Annotated in this window: 16 protein-coding genes; 3 read left to right on the plus strand and 13 right to left on the minus strand. The window is 42.2% G+C overall.

The window, feature by feature from the left end; translation table 11 throughout:
• Positions 1-12: 12 nt before the first annotated feature.
• The 10 genes from BLQ81_RS11380 to BLQ81_RS11425 form a co-directional block, all read right to left on the minus strand.
• Positions 13-588, minus strand: a complete 576-nt coding sequence (locus tag BLQ81_RS11380) for an acyltransferase (RefSeq protein WP_092730081.1) — start codon at positions 586-588, stop codon at positions 13-15.
• A complete protein-coding gene (locus BLQ81_RS11385) occupies positions 585-1,715 on the minus strand; it encodes a DegT/DnrJ/EryC1/StrS family aminotransferase (protein ID WP_092730082.1) in 1,131 nt (376 codons plus the stop codon). The genes BLQ81_RS11380 and BLQ81_RS11385 overlap by 4 nt, the downstream gene beginning before the upstream one ends.
• 2 nt (positions 1,716-1,717) lie before the next feature.
• Entirely contained in the window at positions 1,718-2,827 is a 1,110-nt protein-coding gene (locus BLQ81_RS11390) for a Wzz/FepE/Etk N-terminal domain-containing protein (protein WP_092730083.1), read from the minus strand.
• A gap of 2 nt (positions 2,828-2,829) precedes the next feature.
• A complete protein-coding gene (locus tag BLQ81_RS11395; protein WP_092730084.1) occupies positions 2,830-3,444 on the minus strand; it encodes a NeuD/PglB/VioB family sugar acetyltransferase in 615 nt (204 codons plus the stop codon).
• 46 nt (positions 3,445-3,490) lie between these two features.
• The gene (locus tag BLQ81_RS11400; RefSeq protein WP_092730085.1) at positions 3,491-4,810 is read right to left on the minus strand and encodes a UDP-glucose dehydrogenase family protein; all 1,320 of its coding nucleotides are present in this window, start codon (positions 4,808-4,810) and stop codon (positions 3,491-3,493) included.
• A gap of 6 nt (positions 4,811-4,816) precedes the next feature.
• Positions 4,817-7,438, minus strand: coding sequence for a polysaccharide biosynthesis/export family protein (locus tag BLQ81_RS11405; protein WP_245693244.1), 2,622 nt, complete (start codon positions 7,436-7,438; stop codon positions 4,817-4,819).
• Positions 7,439-7,579: 141 nt separating this feature from the next.
• A complete protein-coding gene (locus BLQ81_RS11410) occupies positions 7,580-8,098 on the minus strand; it encodes a transcriptional regulator (RefSeq protein ID WP_092730086.1) in 519 nt (172 codons plus the stop codon).
• Between the two features lie 106 nt (positions 8,099-8,204).
• Positions 8,205-8,576: a hypothetical protein gene (locus BLQ81_RS11415; protein WP_092730087.1), complete on the minus strand. Its 372-nt coding sequence runs from the start codon at positions 8,574-8,576 to the stop codon at positions 8,205-8,207.
• A 7-nt stretch (positions 8,577-8,583) separates the two neighbouring features.
• A complete protein-coding gene (locus BLQ81_RS11420; RefSeq protein ID WP_092730088.1) occupies positions 8,584-10,995 on the minus strand; it encodes a penicillin acylase family protein in 2,412 nt (803 codons plus the stop codon).
• A 138-nt stretch (positions 10,996-11,133) separates the two neighbouring features.
• Complete coding sequence (locus tag BLQ81_RS11425) at positions 11,134-11,706, minus strand: DUF2911 domain-containing protein (RefSeq protein ID WP_092730089.1); 573 nt, start codon at positions 11,704-11,706, stop codon at positions 11,134-11,136.
• 238 nt (positions 11,707-11,944) lie between these two features.
• Here BLQ81_RS11425 and BLQ81_RS11430 point away from each other — a divergent pair, with 238 nt between their 5' ends.
• On the plus strand, positions 11,945-12,985 hold the full coding sequence (locus BLQ81_RS11430; protein WP_092730090.1) for an endonuclease/exonuclease/phosphatase family protein: 1,041 nt from the start codon (positions 11,945-11,947) through the stop codon (positions 12,983-12,985).
• Here BLQ81_RS11430 and BLQ81_RS11435 read toward each other — a convergent pair.
• A complete protein-coding gene (locus BLQ81_RS11435) occupies positions 12,975-15,179 on the minus strand; it encodes an efflux RND transporter permease subunit (protein ID WP_245693245.1) in 2,205 nt (734 codons plus the stop codon). The two genes, BLQ81_RS11430 and BLQ81_RS11435, sit on opposite strands and share 11 nt — an antisense overlap.
• A gap of 181 nt (positions 15,180-15,360) precedes the next feature.
• On the opposite strand from BLQ81_RS11435, the gene BLQ81_RS11440 reads away from it, so the two are divergent.
• Both BLQ81_RS11440 and BLQ81_RS11445 read left to right on the plus strand, forming a co-directional pair.
• A complete protein-coding gene (locus BLQ81_RS11440; protein ID WP_092730092.1) occupies positions 15,361-16,155 on the plus strand; it encodes a thymidylate synthase in 795 nt (264 codons plus the stop codon).
• Positions 16,156-16,221: 66 nt separating this feature from the next.
• The gene (locus BLQ81_RS11445; protein WP_092730093.1) at positions 16,222-16,605 is read left to right on the plus strand and encodes a nuclear transport factor 2 family protein; all 384 of its coding nucleotides are present in this window, start codon (positions 16,222-16,224) and stop codon (positions 16,603-16,605) included.
• A gap of 58 nt (positions 16,606-16,663) precedes the next feature.
• On the opposite strand, the gene BLQ81_RS11450 is transcribed toward BLQ81_RS11445, so the two are convergent.
• Positions 16,664-20,020: a tetratricopeptide repeat protein gene (locus tag BLQ81_RS11450; protein ID WP_092730094.1), complete on the minus strand. Its 3,357-nt coding sequence runs from the start codon at positions 20,018-20,020 to the stop codon at positions 16,664-16,666.
• Between the two features lie 6 nt (positions 20,021-20,026).
• Entirely contained in the window at positions 20,027-23,338 is a 3,312-nt protein-coding gene (locus BLQ81_RS11455) for a tetratricopeptide repeat protein (RefSeq protein WP_092730095.1), read from the minus strand.
• Between the last annotated feature and the right edge of the window lie 16 nt (positions 23,339-23,354).

The raw sequence follows: 23,354 nt of genomic DNA on the forward strand, positions 1-23,354 counted from the left end.
GTGACAACTCGTTTAATTAATTTTTGAAACAACTCCGTTTTTGAGTTGATATTTTTCATTTGACTCGGGGCAAATAGCAATGCCATCGGTGCCAAAAACCAATTTATGACCATACTCACTCATCCAGCCAATCTGTTTGGACGGATTTCCTACCACCAATGCATAGGATGGAATTGTCTTCGTGACCACCGCACCTGCACCGATGAAAGCAAACTCCCCAATGTCATGTCCACAGACAATTGTCGAGTTTGCTCCGATTGAAGCACCTCTACCGACATGGGTTTTGGAATATTGTCCGCGGCGATTGACAGCACTTCTGGGGTTTATCACATTTGTAAAAACCATCGAAGGACCTAAAAACACATCATCATCGCAAGTAACACCTGTATAAATGGAGACGTTGTTTTGAACTTTCACATTATTACCCAACACTACTTCAGGAGAAATCACCACGTTTTGTCCGATGTTACAGTTTTCTCCCAGCTTGCAGTTGGGCATCAGGTGCGAAAAGTGCCAAATTTTGGTTCCTTTTCCGATTTCGCAGCCTTCATCTACGATGGCTGTTTCATGTGCGTAATATTCCTTCATTTGGTAAAAAAAAACTTAATAGTGTTGATTATAAAATCTTGTTGTTCGCTTTTCATTTCAGTGTGAATCGGTAAAGACAGAACCTTATTGCATAGCGATTCAGCAATTGGAAAATCCCCTTCGCTGTACCCATATTCCAAGTAGGCATTTTGTCTGTGTAAAGGGACAGGATAATAAACCATAGTGGGTACTCCATTTTCCTGAAGATAAGCCTTCAATTCGTCCCTTGAGGCACCTTCCACCTGAACTGTATATTGATGAAACACGTGGGTCGAATTGGCGGCCCGCTTGGGAGTTTTAATATTGGGATGGTTCACAAAAGCTTTGTCGTACCGATCCGCAACTTCGTTTCGGGAGGCCGAATACCGATCCAAATGCCGGAGCTTTACTCTCAATATGGCTGCCTGAAGGGTGTCCAATCGGGAGTTAACTCCAATTGAATCGTGGTAATATTTCTTTTTTTGACCATGATTGGCGATCATTCTGAGTGTTTCAGCAAAGACAGGATCATTGGTAAACATCGCTCCTCCGTCTCCATAGCAACCCAGATTTTTGGAGGGGAAGAAAGAGGTTGTCCCTACATCGCCCATGGTGCCAGCCTGTGCTTTACGTCCATCAGAGAATGTATAAACAGCTCCTATCGCCTGTGCAGTATCCTCGATTACTTTAAGGTTATTTTTCCGGGCAAAATCCAAAATGAATTCCATATTGGAACACTGTCCATAGAGGTGTACAGGAACGATCCCGACCACTCTGGGCCCCATGGACTCCTCGAGTGCCTTTGGGTCCAACTCATAGGTATCGGGGAGGACATCAACAAATTTGGGCTTTAACCCCAAAAGTGCAATAACTTCCACAGTAGCCACATAGGTAAAAGTAGGCACAATGATTTCATCCCCTGGCTGAAAACCCAAGGCCATCATCGCTATTTGAAGCGCATCGGTACCATTGGCACAGGGAATAACAAATCTGGCTCCGGTATAGTCCGCAAGTTCAGCCGAAAAGGCCTTAACATCCGGACCGTTAATAAATGCAGTGGTGTCTAATACCTGTTGGATTGCTTGATCAACCTCTGCTTTAATCTGCTCGTACTGCGCACGGAGATCTACCATTTGAATGGATGCCATCACTAATTCGACTTGATATTTTCTATTAAAACTTTATAAAGGTTGACCAAAACTCCCACAAACAATCCCAAAAAAATCGAGAAAATAAGAATCAAAGGCTTATTGGGTTTTGAAGCTCCCAAAGGTATGGCGGCTTTTTCCAAAACAGTAAAAATCGGAGTTTCTTTTTTGAGCTGAATGGCAGCCTGCTCCATCTCCTGCTTCAGCGAATTGTAAATGTTAAAGGCTATGTTGAACTCAAATTCAAGTTGCTCCTCTTTGGTACTCACCCTTCTGGAAATTAAACCTTGATTGGAATCCCGAAAAGATGCCAATCTCATTTGGGCTTCATTAAACTTTTTTTCTGTTTCAATGACTCTCTCCTCTATGAATTCCATGTTTCTTTTTTGCCTTCCTACTTTGTATTCAGTCACATAGGCGATCAAACGGTCCAAAACCATGGAGTTAACCTGAGCAGCAATCACCGGCTCCGGCATGGAAACATTCAGACGGATCATTTTTCCCTTCTGCTCAATCAAAATCCTTTTTTTCAATTCACCTACAGCAAACAATTCCTGACCGGTGAGATTGAGGTAATCTTCCTGCTTTTCCACAGCTTCGCCAAGATCAGCAGGAAGAGGGTCAGGACTGGCAAACCATCCCACAATCATTGCAGGAATATTGATCACAAAACTGAGCGTCTTCTTGACTACATTGGAAGGTTGCTCTTGGTAATAGTATTCTTCCAAACTTTGAATTTGACCTTCCTTTGACTCAAACCTGAACTTTTCCTTAGAGATTTCTCTCAAAAAATCACGGCTGTGAATCACATCCGGAAAAATTTCTGCGGTGAGCGCCATTTGGCCCGATTGCAATTGGGACATATTAATTCCCGCCAAACCTGCCAAGGCACCCATTTGACCTAAAGGACTACTTCCTCCACCTTCCGATTCAAGTAAAATATAGGAGGATGACTGATATTCCTTGGGTGTGGTGAAGGCTATCAGTATTCCCAAAACCAAACCAACTACTGAGAAAATCCACAAACTCTTCCTATCCTTAAAAACTGACTGGACAAGTTTCAGATAATTAAAAGTTTGATCCTGCGAATTGCTTTTAGAATTCGATTCCATTCTTATGTTTTTCGAAGTGATACTGCCGGGATTCCAATTACAGTTTGATTTTCCCCGATGTCTTTTGTGACTACCGCACCGGCACCTACTACCACATTATCTCCTATTTTCAAGCCGGGAAGTATCACAGCTCCTGCTCCAATTCTGCACTTTGCGCCAACCTTTACCGCGCCCAGAAGTATGGCTCCTGGCCCTATTTCAGAAAATGATCCAATCTCACATTCATGGTGTACATTGGCTCTAGTATTTATTAGTACTCCAGTTCCAAATTTACATTTAGGGCCAATATAACTGAACTTCATCGCTTCAAATCCATTTGAGATAAGATCTGAACTTATGTGTGAACTGTCCGAGACTAGGTTTTTATACGTTCCTCCATTGCTTTTTAGAAAAGTAAATAATTTTTCTCTTGCTTCAGGATTACCTACCCCCAATACAAAATCGGGGTCGCGATTTAGAAACTCCCTCAGATTCTCCTGATCCGAGATCAAGGGGATTTCTGGATAAGGAGAGGATTTTGAAGGATTTTCATCGAAAAAAATGAAATTTCCGAATTTTAACTTTTTCAATACTTCAAAGACTTCCATTCCGTGTCCTCCGGCTCCTGCTATCACCATATCTTTTTAGTAGATGTCACTATGAAATGGAGGACAAACGTTTGCTTTACTTGGATCCAATTCCGTAATGTTCGAAGCCCAAGGATTTCAGGTAATTTTTGTCATAAATATTCCTTCCGTCAAATACAACCTTATTCTTCAGCAATTTACCTACTGCCTGCCAGCTTGGAATGCGGAATTCGGACCATTCGGTCACTAATAATAGGGCATCCGCATCAACCAATGCATCGTAAGCATCCTTGCAATAGGTTACTTTGTCAAATATGTAATGTGCTTTGGCTTCTTCCATTGCTACCGGATCATAGGCTTTGACAGTTGCACCTGCCGCTCTCAGTTCATCGATAATTACCCCTGCTGGTGCTTCACGCATATCATCCGTATTTGGCTTGAAACTCAAACCCCACATTGCAAAGGTCAGTCCAGTCAAGTCATCCCCAAAATATGCTTTTACTTTATTGGCGAGTACATGCTTTTGGGCATCGTTTACATCCTCCACAGCTTGGAGTACTTTTAGTTCATAGCCATATTGCCTTGCCGTTTTGATGATAGCTTTTACATCTTTGGGAAAACACGATCCTCCATAGCCCACTCCGGGATAAATGAATTTGGTTCCGATACGAGGATCGGAACCAATACCTTTTCTTACCATGTTGGCATCGGCTCCAACTTTCTCACAGAGGTTGGCAATGTCGTTCATAAAAGAAATCTTGGTCGCCAGCATAGCATTGGCGGCATACTTGGTCATCTCGGCAGAAGGAATATCCATGTAAATAATCCGGTCTCCACTCAATTGGAAGGGCTTATATAAGCGTTGCATGATCTGCTCGGCTCGTTCATCATCAACCCCGATTACAATTCGATCAGGTTTCAAAAAATCTTCCACAGCCGCTCCCTCTTTCAAAAATTCAGGGTTGGATGCCACCGCAAACGGAAGATCAGCGACTCGTTTTTCCAAGGCAGCCTTGATGGCGGCTCTTACCTTTTCACCTGTAGTCACCGGTACAGTGCTTTTGGTAGCCACGACAATGTAATCGGTCATTTTTCTCCCGATTTCATCTGCAACTGCCAGGACATATTTTAAGTCAGCAGATCCGTCTTCTCCTGGAGGTGTACCCACAGCGATAAACGCAACTTCTGCACCCTGTATAGCTTCTCCTAAATCTGTGCTGAATTTAAGCCTTCCGCTTCTGTAGTTTCTGACCACCAATTCTTCCAAACCCGGCTCATAGATCGGCATGATGCCATTCTTGAGCTTCTCAATTTTCTTTTGGTCAATATCCACACAGGTTACCTGAATTCCCACATCTGCAAAACATGCACCTGATACCAATCCAACGTAACCTGTTCCAATTACTGCGATTTTCATAAACTATTAATTACTATTAACCAGACTCTGAACCAGAATTCCAAGCGTTGCCAAACTCGAAGCAATTCCAAGCCATGCTGCAGTAGACAATCGTTCTCTTTGCGGTTTCTTCGGAACTACGATTTCCGCTCCGGGTTCTATTTGAGGGTAAAATTTAAACATCAGCAAAGCATGGGTTCTTCGTGCATCCCCATTCGCGTAGATAACATAGGTTTTACTTTTTCTTGCCTCCTCAGTAAAGCCTCCAGCTTGGGAAATGTAATTTCTAAGATTGTTGTTTCTGACAAACCGTGCAGTAGTCGGCATTAATACTTCCCCAACCATTCTAATGGTCTGAAGCTCCTTAGGTATCCTCAAAATATCCCCTTCCTGAAGAATCAAATCTTCACCAGTCCCTGGATTTCGCAAAATTTCCTCCAGATTAATTCCAATCACGTCCTGTTTTTTAAACCTAACCTTGTTAAAAAGGGAATCTCTTGAAAGGGAATCACTAATTGAGTTTTTGTTAAGATTCTCCATGATTTTCCTTTGCTCCTCGATCAGCTTTTTTTCTTCAATGGCGTTGATTTTGCCATCCAAACGCTCAAAAAGTAACAATTCGGCCTGGTTAAGTTGGGGATTTCGCTCAGGATCCACTTTTTCCCGGATTGTTCTGAGATTTTTTTCCTGAATTTCTTCGGGGGTTACATCTTTGAAATAGACAGTCCTTCTCACCAAACTCGCACCTTTTGGATATGCAAATTGATTAAGTCCACCTGCGCGCTTGATCACGTCTGAAATCCGTTCATTCGCGGATGAAATTGCAAATTCCCCGGGATAATTTATTTCACCTTCCACCCTGATCAGTTTTTCCCGCTCAAATCCCGGACTTTTCCTGATGAAAACATGATCAAATGGCATTAATGGCAACCTGCTTTCTTCTTCAGAAAGCTTTAAATCCGGATTTATTGAAATCGTGAACAGTTCAGCCAACTTGCCTGAGCTTGCATCTCTTACCCTGCGTGCAATTTCTATTGAGGAATTTGAGGCAGATTGAAGCAAACCTCCGGCCTGAAGGATCAAATCACCTACTGTCATAGAGGAGGCATAGGGATACGTACTGGGGATATTGACCTCGCCGGAAATTTTCACATACGTTTCCTCCTGAATATCATACCGGCTTGGAATAAACAGTAAATCTTCATTTTTCAACTGAACATCTGCTTGAGTTCCGTCCATAATACCTTTCAGATCCAATGGCATTGCGGCAAGAGTCAAATCCTCGCTTGTCCGGTATAATGTGGCTCTATTTACAAAAGCCTCCGGTTTGAGTCCTTGCGCCCTTTCAATCAGATTCTTGACAGAAACCCCATTTTCAAGCGCATATTCTCCAGGCCTGATAACGGCACCGGAAATCTGAACCCGGTTTACAAACCGATCCAAAGTCACCCCGATCAGAATTTCATCCCCGTCTTTTGGGTTAAAAGTGCTAAAATCCTCTCTGGAAACATCAATGACTTTTCGTTCATTATTTTCAATTCTCCTGATCGTCTGACGGTCTTTGAAAGCTTGACTTGTAAATCCTCCCGTGTACAATTCCAAATCTGAAAGCGTATCATCGGGTTTTACTTCAAAAAATCCCTCCCGTCTCACTGGCCCGACTACTTCTACCCTTGCCTGAACCGGAGGCACTATCACCACATCATTATCCTGGAGTGTAATGTTGGATTGAGAATTTCCTTTTGATAAAAATTCGTAAATATCCACAGTGGCCACAAGCCTGCTATCCCTGTAAACCTGAATATTCCTGAAAGACCCATTTTCATTTGGTCCGCCTGCGGCAAAAAGTCCGTTGAATACCGAAGCGAATGACGGTAAAGTATAAGTTCCTGGCCGGGAAAGCTCTCCGACCATCGAAACTTTAATCGAACGGATATTCCCCAATCTTACCTGTATGAAGGTGTTGGGATTTGAGCCTAAAAGCCCTGAATAAATGCGTCCAAGTGAGGATTTTAATCTAGAAGTGGCTGCCTCTATTGAGGCTCCTCCGACTTGGATAGAACCAACATTGGGGATCAATATCCTTCCTTCAGGAGAAACATTGAGGTCAAAAGACTCTTGGGAAGCCCCGTAAACATCAATTAAGAGCTGATCTCCTGACCCTACAATATACCCTTGCGGTGTAGGAATATTTAAGCTTGGATTAAAATCCAAATCCCGGTTATGAAATAATTTATACCCGAAAATCTTTTTCTGAAAGGGAGTGAGATCGTAATAGGGATCTGACCTTCTCAAGGAATCAAACAGGTCACTTTGCGTTTGGCTTGTTGATTCTCTGATTCCTGATGTTGTATTTTGTGCGCTCTGTGGATTAGTGGTTTTTTGTAAACCCATGATCCTTTGCCTTAATTTATTGGCTTCAATCGGGGAAAGTCCCTGTTCCCTAGCCATTCCTTCCAATTGGGATGGAGTCAATCCACTGGACTCAGCTCGTTTGATCAATTGCTCAATCTGAGCATCCGAGAGATTGTCTACCTTCAGCGTAGACAGATTACTTAAATTCTGGGCCCAAACTGAACCTATAAACAGAAAGAAAATAATCCAGAGAAATACTACCCTTGAGAAGTAACGTATGTTGGAGTCTTTCACTTTATTTTATCGAAAATTATTGATTCACATTTTGCGCCGCTAAAATCACACCTTTTACTGTAATTTCTTGCAAAACTTGCAGCTTCGCCCTTTCAGTCACAAATTGTGCCTAGCAAAATATATAGTTTATAGAAGTAGAAATTAAATTCCTGCCTCTCGGTCAAAAAGGATCAATCCCCCGGTGGAAATTCGTCCGGATGCCATGGTAAAGATCACTTTTCGTTCAATTAATTCCTCAATTCGGGTGATGAGATGGTTGATATATTCTGTATTTAAATTATCTCCAGTAACCAATACCTCAATAGTACCCGTGTCGCTACCTCTTGCTATATCACCGGTAAGTATGACCTGCTCCACCTTACCCATTCTTTCCAGTATTTGTTCCAAAAGCATATCTAAGCCTAGATATTTCCTGATGATGTCCCGAATATTGGTGTAAAATGGATGCCTGATATTGGCTTGGTATTCGATTTTATTTTTATCGGAATGCTTGACCAAAATCCCAGCCTTTGTCAGATTGTTAAGCTCCTTTCGAATCGCGTTGGTTGACTCACCAAATTCGTCAGCCAAACCGCGCAAATGACTATGGTTTTTTGAATTCACAAAAAACTTGATCAAAAGACGTAATCGGGTCTTTGACGTAATGAGGGATTCAAGCATAAAAAATGTTTGGATAATGAGTAACAAAGGTACTCATTCGTGTTAATCGAAAAAATAAAAATGCTCTTTTCAAATAAAAAAAAAGGATTTTTTAAGAGCTATTGGCCTACCCCCTGTACACGTTTTTAGGGGACTTTTGCAATAAATCACGAAATAAAACCCCTGTCAAACCACTAAAAGCCCCAAGAATAAATCCTATAATCCCAGTTACAGCAACCAAAGTCATTCCAGAACCCAAGCCCATCAATTCACCCATCCTGTCAGGAAGGGAGCTTGCAGAGGTGATTCCCAAATAGATACTTTGGCCAAGCCAGGTTAATCCCATCCCAAGACCTCCCCCTAAAAACCCACCAATACCATTGGGATAAACTAAGGCACTTAGCACTGCTATCCCAATCATTACCAACCAAAATGGAGCAATTGGGTTAAGAAAAACAACTACAATTGCTGTCAAAATGGTTAAAAATATAAATCTCATAAATATTCTATTTTAGTATTGTTTTGAAAAGCACATCTTCTTGATTTTCAATCGATCTTAGATTGAAATTCAGGTATTCTCCATTTGCCCAAATGGGTATAAAATTAGCGTAGAATCTACTTCCCGGATTGCCGGATTGTCCACCTGGGTATACCCCAAAAGCTTGAATTTCCGGTCCAAGCTCCACAACCATTCTCCAACTCGCTCCGTGCCTGCTTCCTGTTGCATTCAACATTCCCGAACCGCCGCCGGTGTAGACATTTGATGCGGAAAAAGACTTAAAATTAGGCACCAAATGCTGTATCGTGGTTTTTTTAAAGTTTGCCCAAGTGTAATCTCCCTCCTCTGCTTCCCATTTTTTCATCGCTACAAGCATGGAATCAAATCCTGCTTTAACATGGTATTCCGCCGTTTGAATGCCTTCCTGAGATTTGACATCGAAAATTGAATCTTTGGGTGACTTGTTTAACAATTCCACAGTTTGGTAACTATTTGGCCGGGCCACCGGAGGGCCATTCATAAACTCCCTCCAGATACTTTCAAATGTTTCCGCTGACCAAATCGCATACAAAGTCTGCCCTTTTTGATTTGGATCTGCGAAATAATCCCAGGATTTAAGTTCATTCAGGTATTTCTCAGCATCCGGAGATTCAGTGATATGAGTTCCCAGAAGTTTAATCAAAACTGGCAGTCCCTCAGCAGCCTGAAGATTGTAATCGTCAAACTGGAGCATCTTCATATCCTCTACCGTGATTTGGTTCATTTCTCGGAGCTTCCTATTGAGGTGTCTGTTTCGGTAGTGTTCGTATGAATTGTCAAATACATAATAGGGATAAGATCGATCTACCGGATGCTGATTTGCAGAGGAGACAAAACCTCGCTCAGGATTTAAGGTTGCCGGATTATGTGCATTGGGGATGAATCCCTGCCACTCCATTTTGGGATCAGCTCCATCCATGAAAAATTTACCCTGTCCCTCCCATTTCAAAGGGAATTTACCTTGAATCCTCATCCCAATGTCACCGGATTTGGAAGCAAATACGAAGTTTTGAGCTGGTGAAGCATAAAAATCCAATGCTGCATTATAGTCCGCATAATCTTTAGCCTTATTCATTTGAATAAAGGTTCGTTGCTCATTGGACCCCATGTGGACTGTCCATTTCAAAGCAAAATTCACGTCTTGCCTTTCACTTCGAAAACTTTTATCATAGACCACAGGCCCATGATGGGTGTAGACTACAGTATCGATAAAAGTATCTTGCCCTTTTACCTTGATCGCTTCAATTCGAAAGTCAGTTGCTATCCATTCATCTCCGAATTTGTATGTTTTTCGACTTTCATCCTGAAAAGTTATTTTGTACCAATCCCGGGCATCTTTGGTCGCATTGGTTACACCCCATGCAATGTCTTGGTTGAATCCTGAAATCACGCCCAAGGCCCCCGGTAGGGTAGCACCTTTTACGGTATAGGTGGGTGTACTCAATTGCATCGAAAACCACAGCGAAGGCAAATTCAAGCTTAGGTGCGGATCATTTGCCAGAATAGGATTCCCATTTTGAGTCTTTTTTCCTGCCACTGCCCAATTGTTAGATCCAGTTCCTTCGACAGGTTGACTAAGCGGATCGAGAAGAAGTGCATCATCGGGGTAAGTAACGGAGTCGGGTTTATTTACTGGAATCGGCGTGAAATCCCATACTTTTTCGGACTCGATTACGGGATCGTTTTCAGTTGGAAAATCGGGGAAAAGTTTGTTCAATTTAGAATCCCCCAGGATCTTTCGAAGATTGGAATATTCCAAATCCCGATCTCCCACCAGCATATCTGACATATACTTAAGAAGGAGCAGGGATTTATAGGCAGACCATGGCTCTGGCCGATAATTCAGAATCTTGTATTCTACAGGGAGCCTTGCATCCGAAAGCTTTGAAATATACTGATTGACCCCATCTGTATAAGCTTCCACCAGCCGGAGCGTTTCGGGATCGTTTTCCTCGATATATTTTAACCCAACTTCCGCCCCGAAAGCCAAACCTTTCCTTCTGGTCATTCTGTCAAGTTCTAAAGCAATCGGCCCGACGATTTCAGAAACGCGACCTGCAGCAGCCATTGTTTGAAACTCCATTTGCCAAAGTCGGTGTTGAGCAGTAACATAACCTTGAGCCCGATACAGGTCTAGTTCATTCTGGGCAAAAATGTGAGGAATGAGATTTTTGTCAAATACAACCTCGACGGGAGCACTGAGATTTTCAATGTTTATTTCTTCCTCGGCAAGCTGATCTTCGCTTAATGTGTTTTGCCAAAACCCATGATTTGGATCCAAAAGAGGAGCCAAAGGGGGAATTTGTCCTATAGGTCTCGAAACCAACATCGCTAAAGCAATGGTAATGGCCAAAACCAGAAAGAATGAAAAATACTTCATGGGTAGATAAGCTTTATTGCGTTTAGAATAAATACACTAGCGACTTTGTGCCTTAAGCACTTTATCATAAGTTGAATTAAATAAAAAAATACACAAAAAATCCCCAGCCGTTCGACTAGGGAGCCCAAGATTGCTTTTTTATTGAATCTTGATAGGAAGTTTCAGCTTTTCCCAGCGAATTACCAAGCCGGGAGCCTCGATATTTATAGTAAGCCTTTCAGAAGAAGTTGATTCCCAAGAAGGCAAAACATCAACTCTTAAAACATCTTTCTTTTCATCATATTGAAAATGTCCGTGTTCCAATTCCCAATCTGAATTAAAAATCACAGTCCATGATCCGCTTTCTTTTGGAATAGTAAAGAGAGAATATTTGCCGGCTCGTAAAGTCTTACCTTCAACCACGATGTCTTGGGGAATATCAATATAGGTTGCCTCATTTGCTCCTGTTCTCCAGACGACATTATACGGCACAAGATCCCCCCAAATTGTACGTCCCTTCACTGAAGGAGAGCCATAATAAACTTTAATCGTCTTACCGGCGATTTGACCTTCTTTAATTTCGAGCGGACTTGGTCTTTGCTCTGCTGCTGCTGCTTGGGCCGTAGCGCTTTCTGAATTTTGATCTTCTGTAGTTTGGGTTGCCTTGGGCTGGCAAGCGAAAAAAGTTGCGCAGATCAGGGTAGTCAACCAAATATTGGACAGCTTTTTCATTAGGTAGATGATTAATTTAAAGGATGAGTACGTAAAATTAATCCAAATCGTCTCATTCCAACTATTCAATTTAAAATTGATATTTTTTATTATTGATAGACGAATAGCCTGCTATGTTACGTTTTTTCATTGCCCATAGCGGATCTTTAAAGTGCAATTGCTGTAATTGATGGGGAAATTGGATCGAAAATTGCCACTTTTGGGTTCAGGTTCATTTGATGCTCTCAACCCAACCTAAATGAAATTTATAGTCGGACTGGTATTTTTAATATCTCTTATCATATTCTCGAGTGTTTATTTTTCACCGGAAGTATTTGCTTACGCCGGTTTGCTTCCGTTTTTAATTCCAGTCATTATTATAGGCAACTTCTTTTTGTTTGCCGTTTTGGCATTAGCATGGAGAAGATCAGCCTTTTTCCCCCTTCTAGCACTACTAATCGGATATAAATTTATCCTTATTTCTTTCCAGCTAAATTCGAGAAATGAAGATGCCAAAGGGCTAAAAGTCCTGACCTACAATGCCCATGGTTTTTTTTACAGGGACATGGGTACCGACGATAATGACAATGTCTTTACCTGGCTTGCAGATCACCAAGCTGACGTGAAAGTGTTCCAAGAGTTTTACCAGGATAATACCTCTGCTGGAAGAAATGCCATCAAAATCATTGGTAAAAATGGAGACTATGAACATTATTATCACATAGTAGACGGGAATGAAAAAAGAAAATCGTTTGGAATGATCATTTTCTCTCGGTACCCCATTGTAAACGAAGGAGTGGTGTTTGACAACAAAAGAAGCAACGGGACGATCTTTGCTGATATTCAGGTGGGAAGAGACACAATTAGAGTATATAATACCCACCTGGAATCCATGGCGATTGAGGCCGAATCACTGGATAATTACGATAAGGCAAAATTGGTATATCGGCAAACCTTAGGGAAATTGCACCGCGGCAGTCTTGCCAGAGCACAACAGTTATCCATTCTTTACGAACACCTGAGCAATAGTCCTCATCCCGTAATTCTAATGGGCGATTTTAACGAGATTCCGTATTCATACGCCTATTTTAAGACAAGCGAAAAACTCGTCAATGCCTTTGAAAAGGCCGGAAGGGGTTTTGAATTCACCTACAATCGAGTCCTATTCTTTCTAAGAATCGATCACATTTTTGCTGATCCCAGTCTAAAACCCGTTCATTTTAATACCCATCGGGAGGTTGATTACTCAGATCATTATCCTGTCACTGCTACGTTTACCTGGGATAGTTTTAATCCTTAGATCTGGATTCGGTTTTTTTGTCCCATACCTTCTTCAAAGGAAAAAGCAACAGGGGCAGCAAAAATAAATCTGCCAAAAGTGCAAAAATAAGCGTAAAACTAATCAGCAAGCCCGTAAAGTGGGTGACTCCAAATTGGCTGAAACTAAGCAACGCAAAACCTGCTACCAGTATTGCCGAAGTAAGCAGTATTGCCCGACCCGCTTCCATAAATGTTCTTTTGATTGCATATAGCAGATTTTTTCCGCGATCCAATTCAGTTTTAAGTTTTGTCATAAAGTGAATGGAATCGTCCACCGCAATCCCAAAGGCAACTGTGAACAGAATGGAGGTAGTAAGCTTAAATTCGATTCCAAGCAAATACATTAAGCCCAGCATCCAAACCAATGGAATGACATTGGGAATCAGCAAAATGAAGGAAAGTCTCCATGATCTGAATAAAAATCCCGCAACTATTCCCACCACTACAAAAGCAAAGAGCAAGCCTTGAAACATTTGTCGGGTCACGGATTCGTGTCCATGATCTATAAGAAAGGCTGTACCGGTCCATCTTACCCGCAGTAAGTCCGGGTTAATTTCTTTTTTGACAAAGTCGAGAAGCTCCGCCCGCTTTTTCCCCATTTCTAAACTTCCCAAATCACCTACTCGACCACTGATCCTGCCTGCTTTTTGGTTCGAACTGATCACTTTCGGTCCATCCAATTTGAGAATCTGATCAAAATACCGGCTCATTCGAAGAAACTGACCCTGAGATGGAAAACTGTAGGCAGCAATATTGCCTCGATTTTGAGCTTGATTTAATGATTTGACAAGACTTACCGGAGAGATGAGCTGCCTTTCTCCAAAAGACTCGGTCAGCTTTGTTTCCAATTTTTCTATTTCTCGGAGTACCGCGTAATCAAAAAGGGAATTGGCACTATCCCCTGTCGAAAGGTAAATCTCCAGGGGATTAGAGCCCCCAAACTGCTCGTCAAAAAAAGCAAAATCCTCCTGAATAGGATGGTCGAGAGGTAAGTTGTCAAGCAAAAATCCATTGACTTTGAGTTGAAGTCCAAAAAAAAGAGATAGCAAAGTGATCCCCAAAAATGTATATAGCACAAGTTTCCTTTTCAAAATAATCCATGAAAATAGGCGCTGCCAAAATAGGCTTGCAGGTTTCTGAAAGGCTTTCGCTTTTGCTATGGGAAATAAATAAAGTAATCCGGGGGTGATCACAATCAACCCAAAAAAGAGAACAAGTATCCCAATGGCAGTCCAAAGTCCAAATGCTTTCAATGCCGGAATGGACGTGAAGTAAAGTGAGAAAAAACCGACTGCTGTGGTGAAGATCGTTAAACTTACCGCAAAAGTAAGTTCACGAAAAGTCTCGTAAACCGCCTCCTCCTTTACTTTACCTACCCTTATATTTTTTATCAAATGCGTGAAATAATGCACCAGCGCACTCAAACCCACAATCAAAAAAATAGTAGGCTGCATCACAGACATGATATCGAGTGATTTTCCAGAATACAAAATCACCGAAAAAGCCCAAAAAATCCCAATGCTCAAAACCAAAACAGGTACTAGTACGCCCCACCAAGTCCGGAAAATCAATACAAGCATCACTAAAATCAACACTAGGGATGCACCTAAAAAAAGACTAAACTCCTCCTGCATCAAGGTAACAAAATCACCCTGAGTCTGTATTTTTCCTGCGACTGCGTGTGGTTTGAGCTCACTTTGTAAAAAGACTTCCTTAATCTGATGATATAAAGTATCTCCCTGTTCTTTGCTGAGCTTGGGATTATTTCTGATCAGAAATAGCAGACTTTGCCCGTCTTTTGAAATTAATGAGCCTTCAAACTGTTTTAGAGAAGGCCCGGAATACTCCAGATTTTCAGCACTTTCCCAATCCAGCACTTTGTTAAAACTAATTCCAAAAAGTCCGATCACAGGCATTTCCAAATCAAGTATGGAAATCAAAGTATCGACTCCGTCGAGGTTTGAGATTTCTTTTTTTAGCAGATCACTTTTTTTCAAAAAATCAACGGAGGTAAGGCTACCACTTGGATTTTGAAGTGCAATCAAAAGGTAATCGTTATCGCTCTCAAAGTCCTTTTCGTACTGTTGGTAAAAAGCCAAGTCCGGATCATCCTGTGGGAAAAACTGTTCAAAGTCATAGTTGAATGAAGGAACCGGCGGGAAAACCAGAATCATGATGCTTAAAAAAATCCCAAATCCGAGAAGAGTTAACGCTGTAGATTTCCTGAACATTCGCTTGAAAAGGAGGAGTTGGTTTTGGACATGAAGGTACTTTTTTAAAAAAGCAATGCACTCAAATTGTTTTTAAATTATTCGAATCACTTAACTTGCCGACAAAGAAATCCACAGAAAATTCATGCAGCAGTACCACGATTTGATGCGGCGAATCCTTGATGAAGGAGCCAAAAAAACAGACCGAACCGGGACAGGTACCCTTAGCGTATTTGGACATCAGATGCGATTCAATCTGGCGGATGGATTTCCGGTTGTCACCACCAAAAAACTCCATTTACGCTCTATCATCGTAGAATTGCTTTGGTTTCTCAGAGGTGAAAGCAATATCACCTGGCTCAAAGAAAACGGCGTGTCCATCTGGGACGAATGGGCTGACGAAAACGGTGATTTGGGACCGGTCTATGGCTATCAGTGGAGACACTGGCCAGATGGCAAAGGCGGGGAAATCGATCAAATCAAGAACCTCATTCATCAGATCAAAACCAAGCCGGACAGCCGTCGTCACATTGTCAGTGCCTGGAATGTGGCCGATGTGGATCACATGGCCCTGCCGCCTTGCCATACCATTTTCCAGTTTTATGTGGCAGATGGCAAGCTCTCCTGCCAACTCTATCAGCGAAGTGCGGATGTGTTTTTAGGCGTGCCATTCAATATCGCTTCCTATGCTTTATTTACGATGATGGTCGCTCAGGTTTGTGATCTGGAGCCGGGAGATTTCATACATACTTTCGGAGATGCACACCTGTATTCCAATCATTTGGAGCAAACCGAGCTTCAACTCAGCCGTGAAATCCGACCACTTCCAAAGATGAAAATCAATCCAAATGTGAAGGATATTTTCGGGTTCAAGTATGAGGATTTTGAGTTGGTAGGCTATCACCCTCACCCACATATCAAAGCTGCAGTGGCGATCTGACGGATTGGAGATTCGAAATTTGAGATTGGGCTGGAAAGGGACTTTCAGCCTTTTTTATTAAAGCCTATGAATTCAATCGAACGTGAAAAACTAGTTCATCACTATCTGGAAGCCTACAATGAGATGGATGTGAATGCAATGCTAGAGGTGTTGGATGAGGATATCCTTTTTGAGAATTATTCGGCAGGAGAAAAAACCCACGAACTGCACGGCCTTGACGCTTTTCGCAAGCAAGCAGAGGAAGCTTTGGACTATTGTTCAGAACGAAAGCAAACTCTTGAGTTTTTTACTCACAGGGAAGATGAAAGTGAAATTCATATTTCCTATCGGGCGATCGCGGCAATGGATCTTCAAAATGGAATTAAAAAGGGACAGGAAATCCGGCTACATGGAAAGTCTATTTTTCGATTTTCGGAGAAAAAAATTTCCGAGATCAGAGATTATTCGTAGGAAACATTCAAAACTTGAACTTGTCCAAAGTTTAGAACTTTGGACAAGTTTTTCTTGACTAAAAAGAATCGATCATCTTGGGTATCATTCCATCTGAAGTAATTCCAGACCGGAATCCCATGGAGGTCTCTGCAAGTTTTACTTCCACTCCAAAACGACCAATATCCGCACCAACCGTTGCCTCGGTTTTTATCCCTGCATCAGTATTCCGGAAATTCCATTCCAAGGTTTTCGGGTCTTTAGTAAGCTTTACAAATCCTTTTGAACTTAATTCTGCGCTGAAACCCGCCCCGGACTTTGTTGCTTTATTCTTTAAACCAACATCCAAGGTAAGTCCAACTCCTGCACCGACAGTCACTTCTTCTATCGAGTCCCAATCCCGGTTTACTTTGACTTCCACTTCCCCAACCAAAAACTCCCCTCCGCTGAGCGAAAACGTATTACAGTTAATTCCTCCTTTAATCGGCCCCACTCCTGCAGTAACCTTTACCGGGCAATATTGATCCTCCCAGACCATCAAAGTCCCCCTTACCACTTCCTCTTCTTTGATAGTAAACCTGTCACAATCTAATGGTAATTCTATTGGATATTTATTTAGAATTTCCCGCATATCACGGAGGTAATTTAGCTGGATGCCCGGAAAATCTGCCGCTTCCTTGGATTGAAGCCAAATGGGGGCCCAATATGAAAGCGTACTGTGATGATCTCTACTCATTAACTCGAGCCTAACCACCATTTGATTGATCAAAGGTGCCGTCTCCATATAATATTCATCCAAGGCAAGATTTAATTTTGCACATTTTGCTTTCGCAAGCTCAGCAAGTTTACGTTCACCTTCCCAATCTGCACCACCTTCGATTTTGGACATTTCAGAATCATATCCTTTGGTGATAGTATTCACCTTCCAACTATAATTATTACCAAGTTCATTTAAGCTTTTAAAGAACCGTTCCTTTTCCCGGCTGTAATCCTCTTGGTAGGTTTGAAGACTTTGGAAATATATGGCTTGGGCAAGCATTTGCATAATAGGAATTCCGCCTTGGGTCATCACCTGCCGGATGTTTTTACGGGCCGCTTGTTCAATAATGGCTTCCGAAGTTGTTTTGGTAATAGCCGCCACAGTCATCTCGATGGATTGCAGAACCTCCAGAATAACTTCGGACTGATCTTCAGCATCATCAGTTCCCTGAATAGCTCCAGGCATCCTGAATTTATCCATCAACTGAGGAGTATAGGGCCTTTTTCTGCCATTATAAATGATTTTGCTTATCGGAGCTTGCGGGTCGATTTCCTGTAGAAGTGCCACTAATTCTTCGTCATAGCTGCCTTCGAGACTTCGTTCTGAGGCTTTCTTTGCGGGTTCTTTTTCTCCTTTTCGATGATGAACAAATGCCAAAATCTTGTTCGCATTCGGATGGAGAGAATCCTGTTCTACCGTCTGCTTGGCCAGTTGAAATGCTTTTTCCACCTCGCCCAGGTAATAGTTGGCAGTAGCAGCATTGCCGAGTAAAAGGGAATTGTCCGGAAATTCCTTCAGCCAATAGTTTAAAATCGGCAAAGACTTATCGGGATAACCTGATTTTAGTAAATGGACGGCAAGATTATTTGCCGCAAGTCCGCTAGTTGGAAATCGTTTTACTGCTTCAAAGTCCAGGTAAATGGAAGCTTTGGGATTGGAATTAATCCAAGAGAGCATGGACAATTGGGTAAAATCCTCGACAGTCTTCAGATCATATTCGCGGATCCATTGATCATAAGTTCCTTTTTGCTCAGAGGTAAGTTGGGACAGAAACTTACTTTTGAGCTCATCTAGGAAGGAATCATATAAAAGTAGATCCGAAAGATTGGCAATCGATCCCAAGGCTGAAGGTTTCTCAGGAAATTTAACTTGAATCGGTGCGGCATTAAATCCAGGGCCCCCAAAATTCAAGGTGACAGTATTGGCTTTCGATTGGGAGGATGGATAAGGATCAGGCCCCAATTCTTCCAATTTGTCAAGGTAGCGTCCCGGTTTTTTGGTTTTTACCTGTATGGGTTGGGAAATAGGAGGTCCCGCACCTGCCATATTTACATTGGGAAAAAGCGCCTGCAAAGCTTTGAAGTCCATCTTTTGGTTGATTCTATCCACCACCTCATTGAGATGCTTATGTGCACCTTCCAAGTTGACAAACTCCACGGTGATCAATTGAGGCACATCCAAGGGCGCCTTGGTATCAAAATAGTCCGGATTGATATAGGCCATTACGGTATTATTTCCCCAGTCACTATCAGTTAAATCCCTGTCAAATTCTTCGAGCATCCGGTCAACCATTTCTACTCCGAAAGTCACTGAAAAATATTCTCTCACAGGTCTGTTTAATACAGATTCAGGCTGATTGGCAAGGTAATTCTGAATCATTCGAATTGACTCGTTATAATCTTCTTCGAGGACATCGAGCTCAGAGTGCAATTTATTAGCTTCCTCCTTTTTGGCAAGCCGGTTATTTTCTGTGGCCAATTGGATTCTATTTTCCATATTTTCTTTGGAATAACCCCACGCGCCTTCAGCAGTGTTTTTTTTAATCTCTGCTATTCGATCTGCAAGTTCTTGGTCAAATTCATGTTCTGGTCTGATTTGGGTATATTCAATGATCAGCTTTTTCCTTTCTTCATAAATTCTACCCAGATCCTTAACCTTCGCTTCAAGAATTTCTTTTCGAGTAAATGGAATAAACAGTGGTTTGTCAGAATTGCGAAGGATGTAAACATCCAAAAAATCCCAGTTGGCAAAATTCGTTACATTCTCGGGTGGTGAACCGGGATAACGGTAGTAATCTATCCTACCCTGACTTCGGGTTATCTTGGGGATTTTATATACTGGTTTTTCATTAATAAGATAAGGGTAGTCAATGGAATTAACACTAACCACAAGCCGTTCTGCAAGGTGATTTAGTCGATTGAAAGAAATATCAATCAAAGATGGCCCATCCAATTCCCTCATTTTCCCTTCTGAACACAAGACATATGGACTCAAAATCCGAGTGGAATAACTACTTACCAGACCTGTGGAAAGATACCATTCGTTGGTTTTTAAATTCTCCTCCGGAGTAAACCCCTTCAGGTATCGAAAACTGAAATCTGCATATCTAGAACCGGATATACTCTGGAAATACCCTTTCAACCAGTTGATCCCAATTTCCAGATTAGGAGTCATCTTTTTGCGCTCAAATCCAGCCGTAAGAAATGCTTTTGGCCCAGACTGATAGTTTGGTCCGTAGATATTTTGAACATCCTGCAATCTATTCCACACCGGAATAATCTGATTGTTTTCACAAGGTGTCTGGGCATAGGTGATACCCGCCCAACTAAATAAAATGATTGTTTCAAAGAGGAATTTCATTCCCTTGCCTCTCAATACACGAAGTCTTGCTTTCATAACAAACTATTTTAAAATCGGTAACTGACTGATCAACCCATCTGCTTTCACTCCCGATCTCAGACCAATGGACATTTCCACTACCTTGACTTCGAGTTCGTATTTTGCGACTTTCCCTACTGCATTGATTTCAGTTTTTGCCCCAATATCGATAGGTGTGTACATCCATTCCTTCGTGGCTGAATTACGACCAAATTTCAAATAGCCCTTATTGCCCACTCCAGCCTCCACTTCGAAAATTCCTCTTGCACCTAAATTCCAACTGGCACCTATGCCACCTCCAACTGTAATTTCTTCCACCGAATCCCAATTTTCATTCAGTTTGAACTCAATCTCTCCCTGTATCCCCTCTCCACCACTGATGGAGATGGTATTGCAGGTGAGTCCCGCCTTAGCCACACCCATTCCCACCACGAATTTGATGGGACAAAACTTATCCTCCCACACCATCAAAGGACCAAGTATTTCCTCCTCCTCATCTGTTGAAAATATATCGCAATCCTGAGGGAAGTAAATTGGGTATTGGACCAAAATATTGCGTATGTCCTGTAAGTAATTGTACTGAAGCCCCAAAACATCTGCTGCCTCAGTCGACTGCATCCAGATCGGCATCCAATATGCCAGGGTGTTGAAATGCTCCCGACTGATGAGTTCCATTCGGGAAGCAAAAGGCCGGATAGTTTGATAGGTTGCGTTCAGGTAGTCATTCACAATCTTATTTTGTGCCATGCACGCCTCTTTTTGAATCTGCATGAGCTTGGTTTCCTCTTCCGGCGTTCCGCCTTGAAGATTAGCCATTTGCTGGTTTCTCTTCTTCATGATCTCCCCCAAGGCAACCTGAAAATTTGAATAATCCTGCTCGAGTTTTTTCTCCAGGTATTGTCCTTCTTCCCCGTATTGTTTTTGGTAGGTATTCCAGCTCTCGGTGACCACTGTTTGAGCCAAAAGTTGAAGCTCGGTAAAAGAACCCTGATTCATCACCGCTTGTGCAATCCTGCTTAAATCAAAAGGTGCTTTGGTGGGATCCTGTTCATTTTTCTCTTTTTGCCGCTGAATACCTTCCAAAGTTCCGGCAATCGACGACAAGGCTTTTTCGATGGTTTCGGCTTGATCTTCAGCTTCATCAAGGGAAGAGATCGGTGCAGGAAGCCTGAACTCATCCAAAAGCTTTAGGGCCGATTTCTTTTTTCGGCCTTCATAGATCAAGTCTGAAATATCCCAATCCGGATCTACCTCCTGGAGTAAAGCTACGGCCTCCTCATCATAGGAGCTCTTGAGGCTTCGGCCCAAAGCACCCGCACATAGTTTTTTATTCCCTGCACGATAATGCCCAAAGGCAAGTATTTTGTTGGCATTTGGATGAAGTGAATCAAGCTCCACTGTTTTTTGGGCCAGTTTCATTGCTGATTGGATATCTCCCAAGAAATAATATGCACTGGCCGCATTGCCCAATACCAGGGAATTTTCGGGGTACCGGTTCAACCAATAATTTAGAATCGGCAAAGCCTTTTCGGGGTACCCGCTTTTTTGAAGGTGTACGGCAAAATTATTGGCAGAAAGACCATTTTCAGGATCTACCAGTGAAGCCTTGCTATGCAAATGAAGAGCGATAGAAGGATTACCCGAAAGCCAAACTCCGATCGCATTCCTTGAGTAATCTTCCGATGTGCTGATTTTCTGGGTCTTCACCAAATTATCTGAAGCAGAAAGGCTTTGCCCAGACATCGCTCCTTCAACCGAAGTCTTCAAGGATTCCAGGTACTTGATGTATTCGGCTTGGGTTTGATCTTTTGGAAGTGCATCAAGTGCGGGCGAGCGTTCGGGGAATTGGATTGTGAGCTTTTGGGAGGAATAAGATCGCTTGGGAAAAACGTCACCAAGCATCCCGCCCATTGGCATGCTCAGTGGCGGAAGTACAAAACCCAAAGGGGTAAGTTCATCTAATTTGTCCAGGAAATTATCGCCTCCTTTAGGTTTGGCTTCGGCAGTTGCTAAAAAGGTCTGAGGACCCGTATTTCCGAGAAGTTGCAGGAGCTCAGCAAAGTCCCAATCCTTTCTTAATCGGTATGCCAGTTCATTGAGATGTTTGTGCCGATTTTCATTATTGGTAATCTCTACTGCGATAAATTGCGGTACATCCGGGGCCAAGGATTTGTCAAAATACTCTGGATTGATAAATGCGAATTGCGTGTTTTTGCTCCATCCCCGTTCAGGTTTCGGAGCTTTCAGTTTCTCCAACACTGACGCAGTTAAACTGATTTCATGAGTTGGTTTGGTTTCTATTTCACTGATAGCTTTGGATAGAATTGATTCCGGCTCTGAATTAAGGTAATCTTCAATCAGACGTACACTTTCCTGATATTCCTGATCCACTTCAGAATTACCTCCGGAAGTTTTACTTTTCTCTTCCTCGAGTTTGGTTTGATAAAATTCCTCTGCCTTCTGAAGTCGGTTAGCCAGATTATCTTTAGAATATCCATAGGCACCTTCCTCAGTTAACCGCTTGATTTCGGCAATTCTTGCATCTTTTTCCGCCAAAATATCCTGAAGACTATTTGTAGGAACACTTTGCCCGAGGATCTTTTTGAAATCCAGATAAAACCGCTCCATTTGCTTAAGGTAATAATTCAAATAGTCACGCTGGGTGACTGAAATAAAAAGTGGCTTGTCGCTGTTTCTCAGCACAAAGGCATGGTAAAACCACATCCTTGAATAATCGACTACATAATCAGGAACTTCCCCCGGAAACTCATAATTGTCGATCCTGCCGTTTGATGAATGCTTCTCAGGAACCGAAAAAACAGGACGGCCATCTAACTGTACGGGAACAATCACCCCTTCTTTGTCGGTGGTTTGGACTGGTTTTGCAAATTGATTGAAATAATTAAACTGGATGTCTATCCAGGCAGGGCCGGGAATTTCGATGGGGTTATTGTCTACACAGGTCAAATAATGACTACTGGTTCTCAAATAATAATACCCCAATCTTCCGGTAGCCTGATACCAAGCGTTGGTGTAAAGTGCGTCAGGATGGGAATTGCCCGGATAAAAATTCTGGTAAGAAGAGGTGCTTATTGCTCCTGCCAATCCTTGAGTTTTCCGTTGAAGCCAGCCAAGAGCAGTACCCATTCTGGGCTGCATTTTTTTCGAATCAAAATTGGCCGTCAGTTGCTTGTTGACCTGATTCGGTCCAGACCTTTCATAAAAATCCGTAGCCTTCGACCAAGCTAAGGTGTATTGATCAGGGTCGCATGAGCTTTGGGTATATGCCCAAAACGGTGCAACTATTAAAAGGACAAGGAGCAATGCGGTTTTCATTTGCTTTGGGCTAAGT

Origin of the sequence: Algoriphagus alkaliphilus (assembly GCF_900103735.1) — a bacterium.
GTDB lineage: Bacteria > Bacteroidota > Bacteroidia > Cytophagales > Cyclobacteriaceae > Algoriphagus > Algoriphagus alkaliphilus.

What these genes read in the sequence shown, in the direction of transcription:
- BLQ81_RS11380 (WP_092730081.1), bottom strand. Translation starts at nt 588, where the DNA reads ATGAAGGAATATTACGCACATGAAACAGCCATCGTAGATGAAGGCTGC.
- BLQ81_RS11385 (WP_092730082.1), bottom strand. Translation starts at nt 1,715, where the DNA reads ATGGCATCCATTCAAATGGTAGATCTCCGTGCGCAGTACGAGCAGATT.
- BLQ81_RS11390 (WP_092730083.1), bottom strand. Translation starts at nt 2,827, where the DNA reads ATGGAATCGAATTCTAAAAGCAATTCGCAGGATCAAACTTTTAATTAT.
- BLQ81_RS11395 (WP_092730084.1), bottom strand. Translation starts at nt 3,444, where the DNA reads ATGGTGATAGCAGGAGCCGGAGGACACGGAATGGAAGTCTTTGAAGTA.
- BLQ81_RS11400 (WP_092730085.1), bottom strand. Translation starts at nt 4,810, where the DNA reads ATGAAAATCGCAGTAATTGGAACAGGTTACGTTGGATTGGTATCAGGT.
- BLQ81_RS11410 (WP_092730086.1), bottom strand. Translation starts at nt 8,098, where the DNA reads ATGCTTGAATCCCTCATTACGTCAAAGACCCGATTACGTCTTTTGATC.
- BLQ81_RS11415 (WP_092730087.1), bottom strand. Translation starts at nt 8,576, where the DNA reads ATGAGATTTATATTTTTAACCATTTTGACAGCAATTGTAGTTGTTTTT.
- BLQ81_RS11420 (WP_092730088.1), bottom strand. Translation starts at nt 10,995, where the DNA reads ATGAAGTATTTTTCATTCTTTCTGGTTTTGGCCATTACCATTGCTTTA.
- BLQ81_RS11425 (WP_092730089.1), bottom strand. Translation starts at nt 11,706, where the DNA reads ATGAAAAAGCTGTCCAATATTTGGTTGACTACCCTGATCTGCGCAACT.
- BLQ81_RS11430 (WP_092730090.1), top strand. Translation starts at nt 11,945, where the DNA reads ATGAAATTTATAGTCGGACTGGTATTTTTAATATCTCTTATCATATTC.
- BLQ81_RS11435 (WP_245693245.1), bottom strand. Translation starts at nt 15,179, where the DNA reads ATGATTCTGGTTTTCCCGCCGGTTCCTTCATTCAACTATGACTTTGAA.
- BLQ81_RS11440 (WP_092730092.1), top strand. Translation starts at nt 15,361, where the DNA reads ATGCAGCAGTACCACGATTTGATGCGGCGAATCCTTGATGAAGGAGCC.
- BLQ81_RS11445 (WP_092730093.1), top strand. Translation starts at nt 16,222, where the DNA reads ATGAATTCAATCGAACGTGAAAAACTAGTTCATCACTATCTGGAAGCC.
- BLQ81_RS11450 (WP_092730094.1), bottom strand. Translation starts at nt 20,020, where the DNA reads ATGAAAGCAAGACTTCGTGTATTGAGAGGCAAGGGAATGAAATTCCTC.
- BLQ81_RS11455 (WP_092730095.1), bottom strand. Translation starts at nt 23,338, where the DNA reads ATGAAAACCGCATTGCTCCTTGTCCTTTTAATAGTTGCACCGTTTTGG.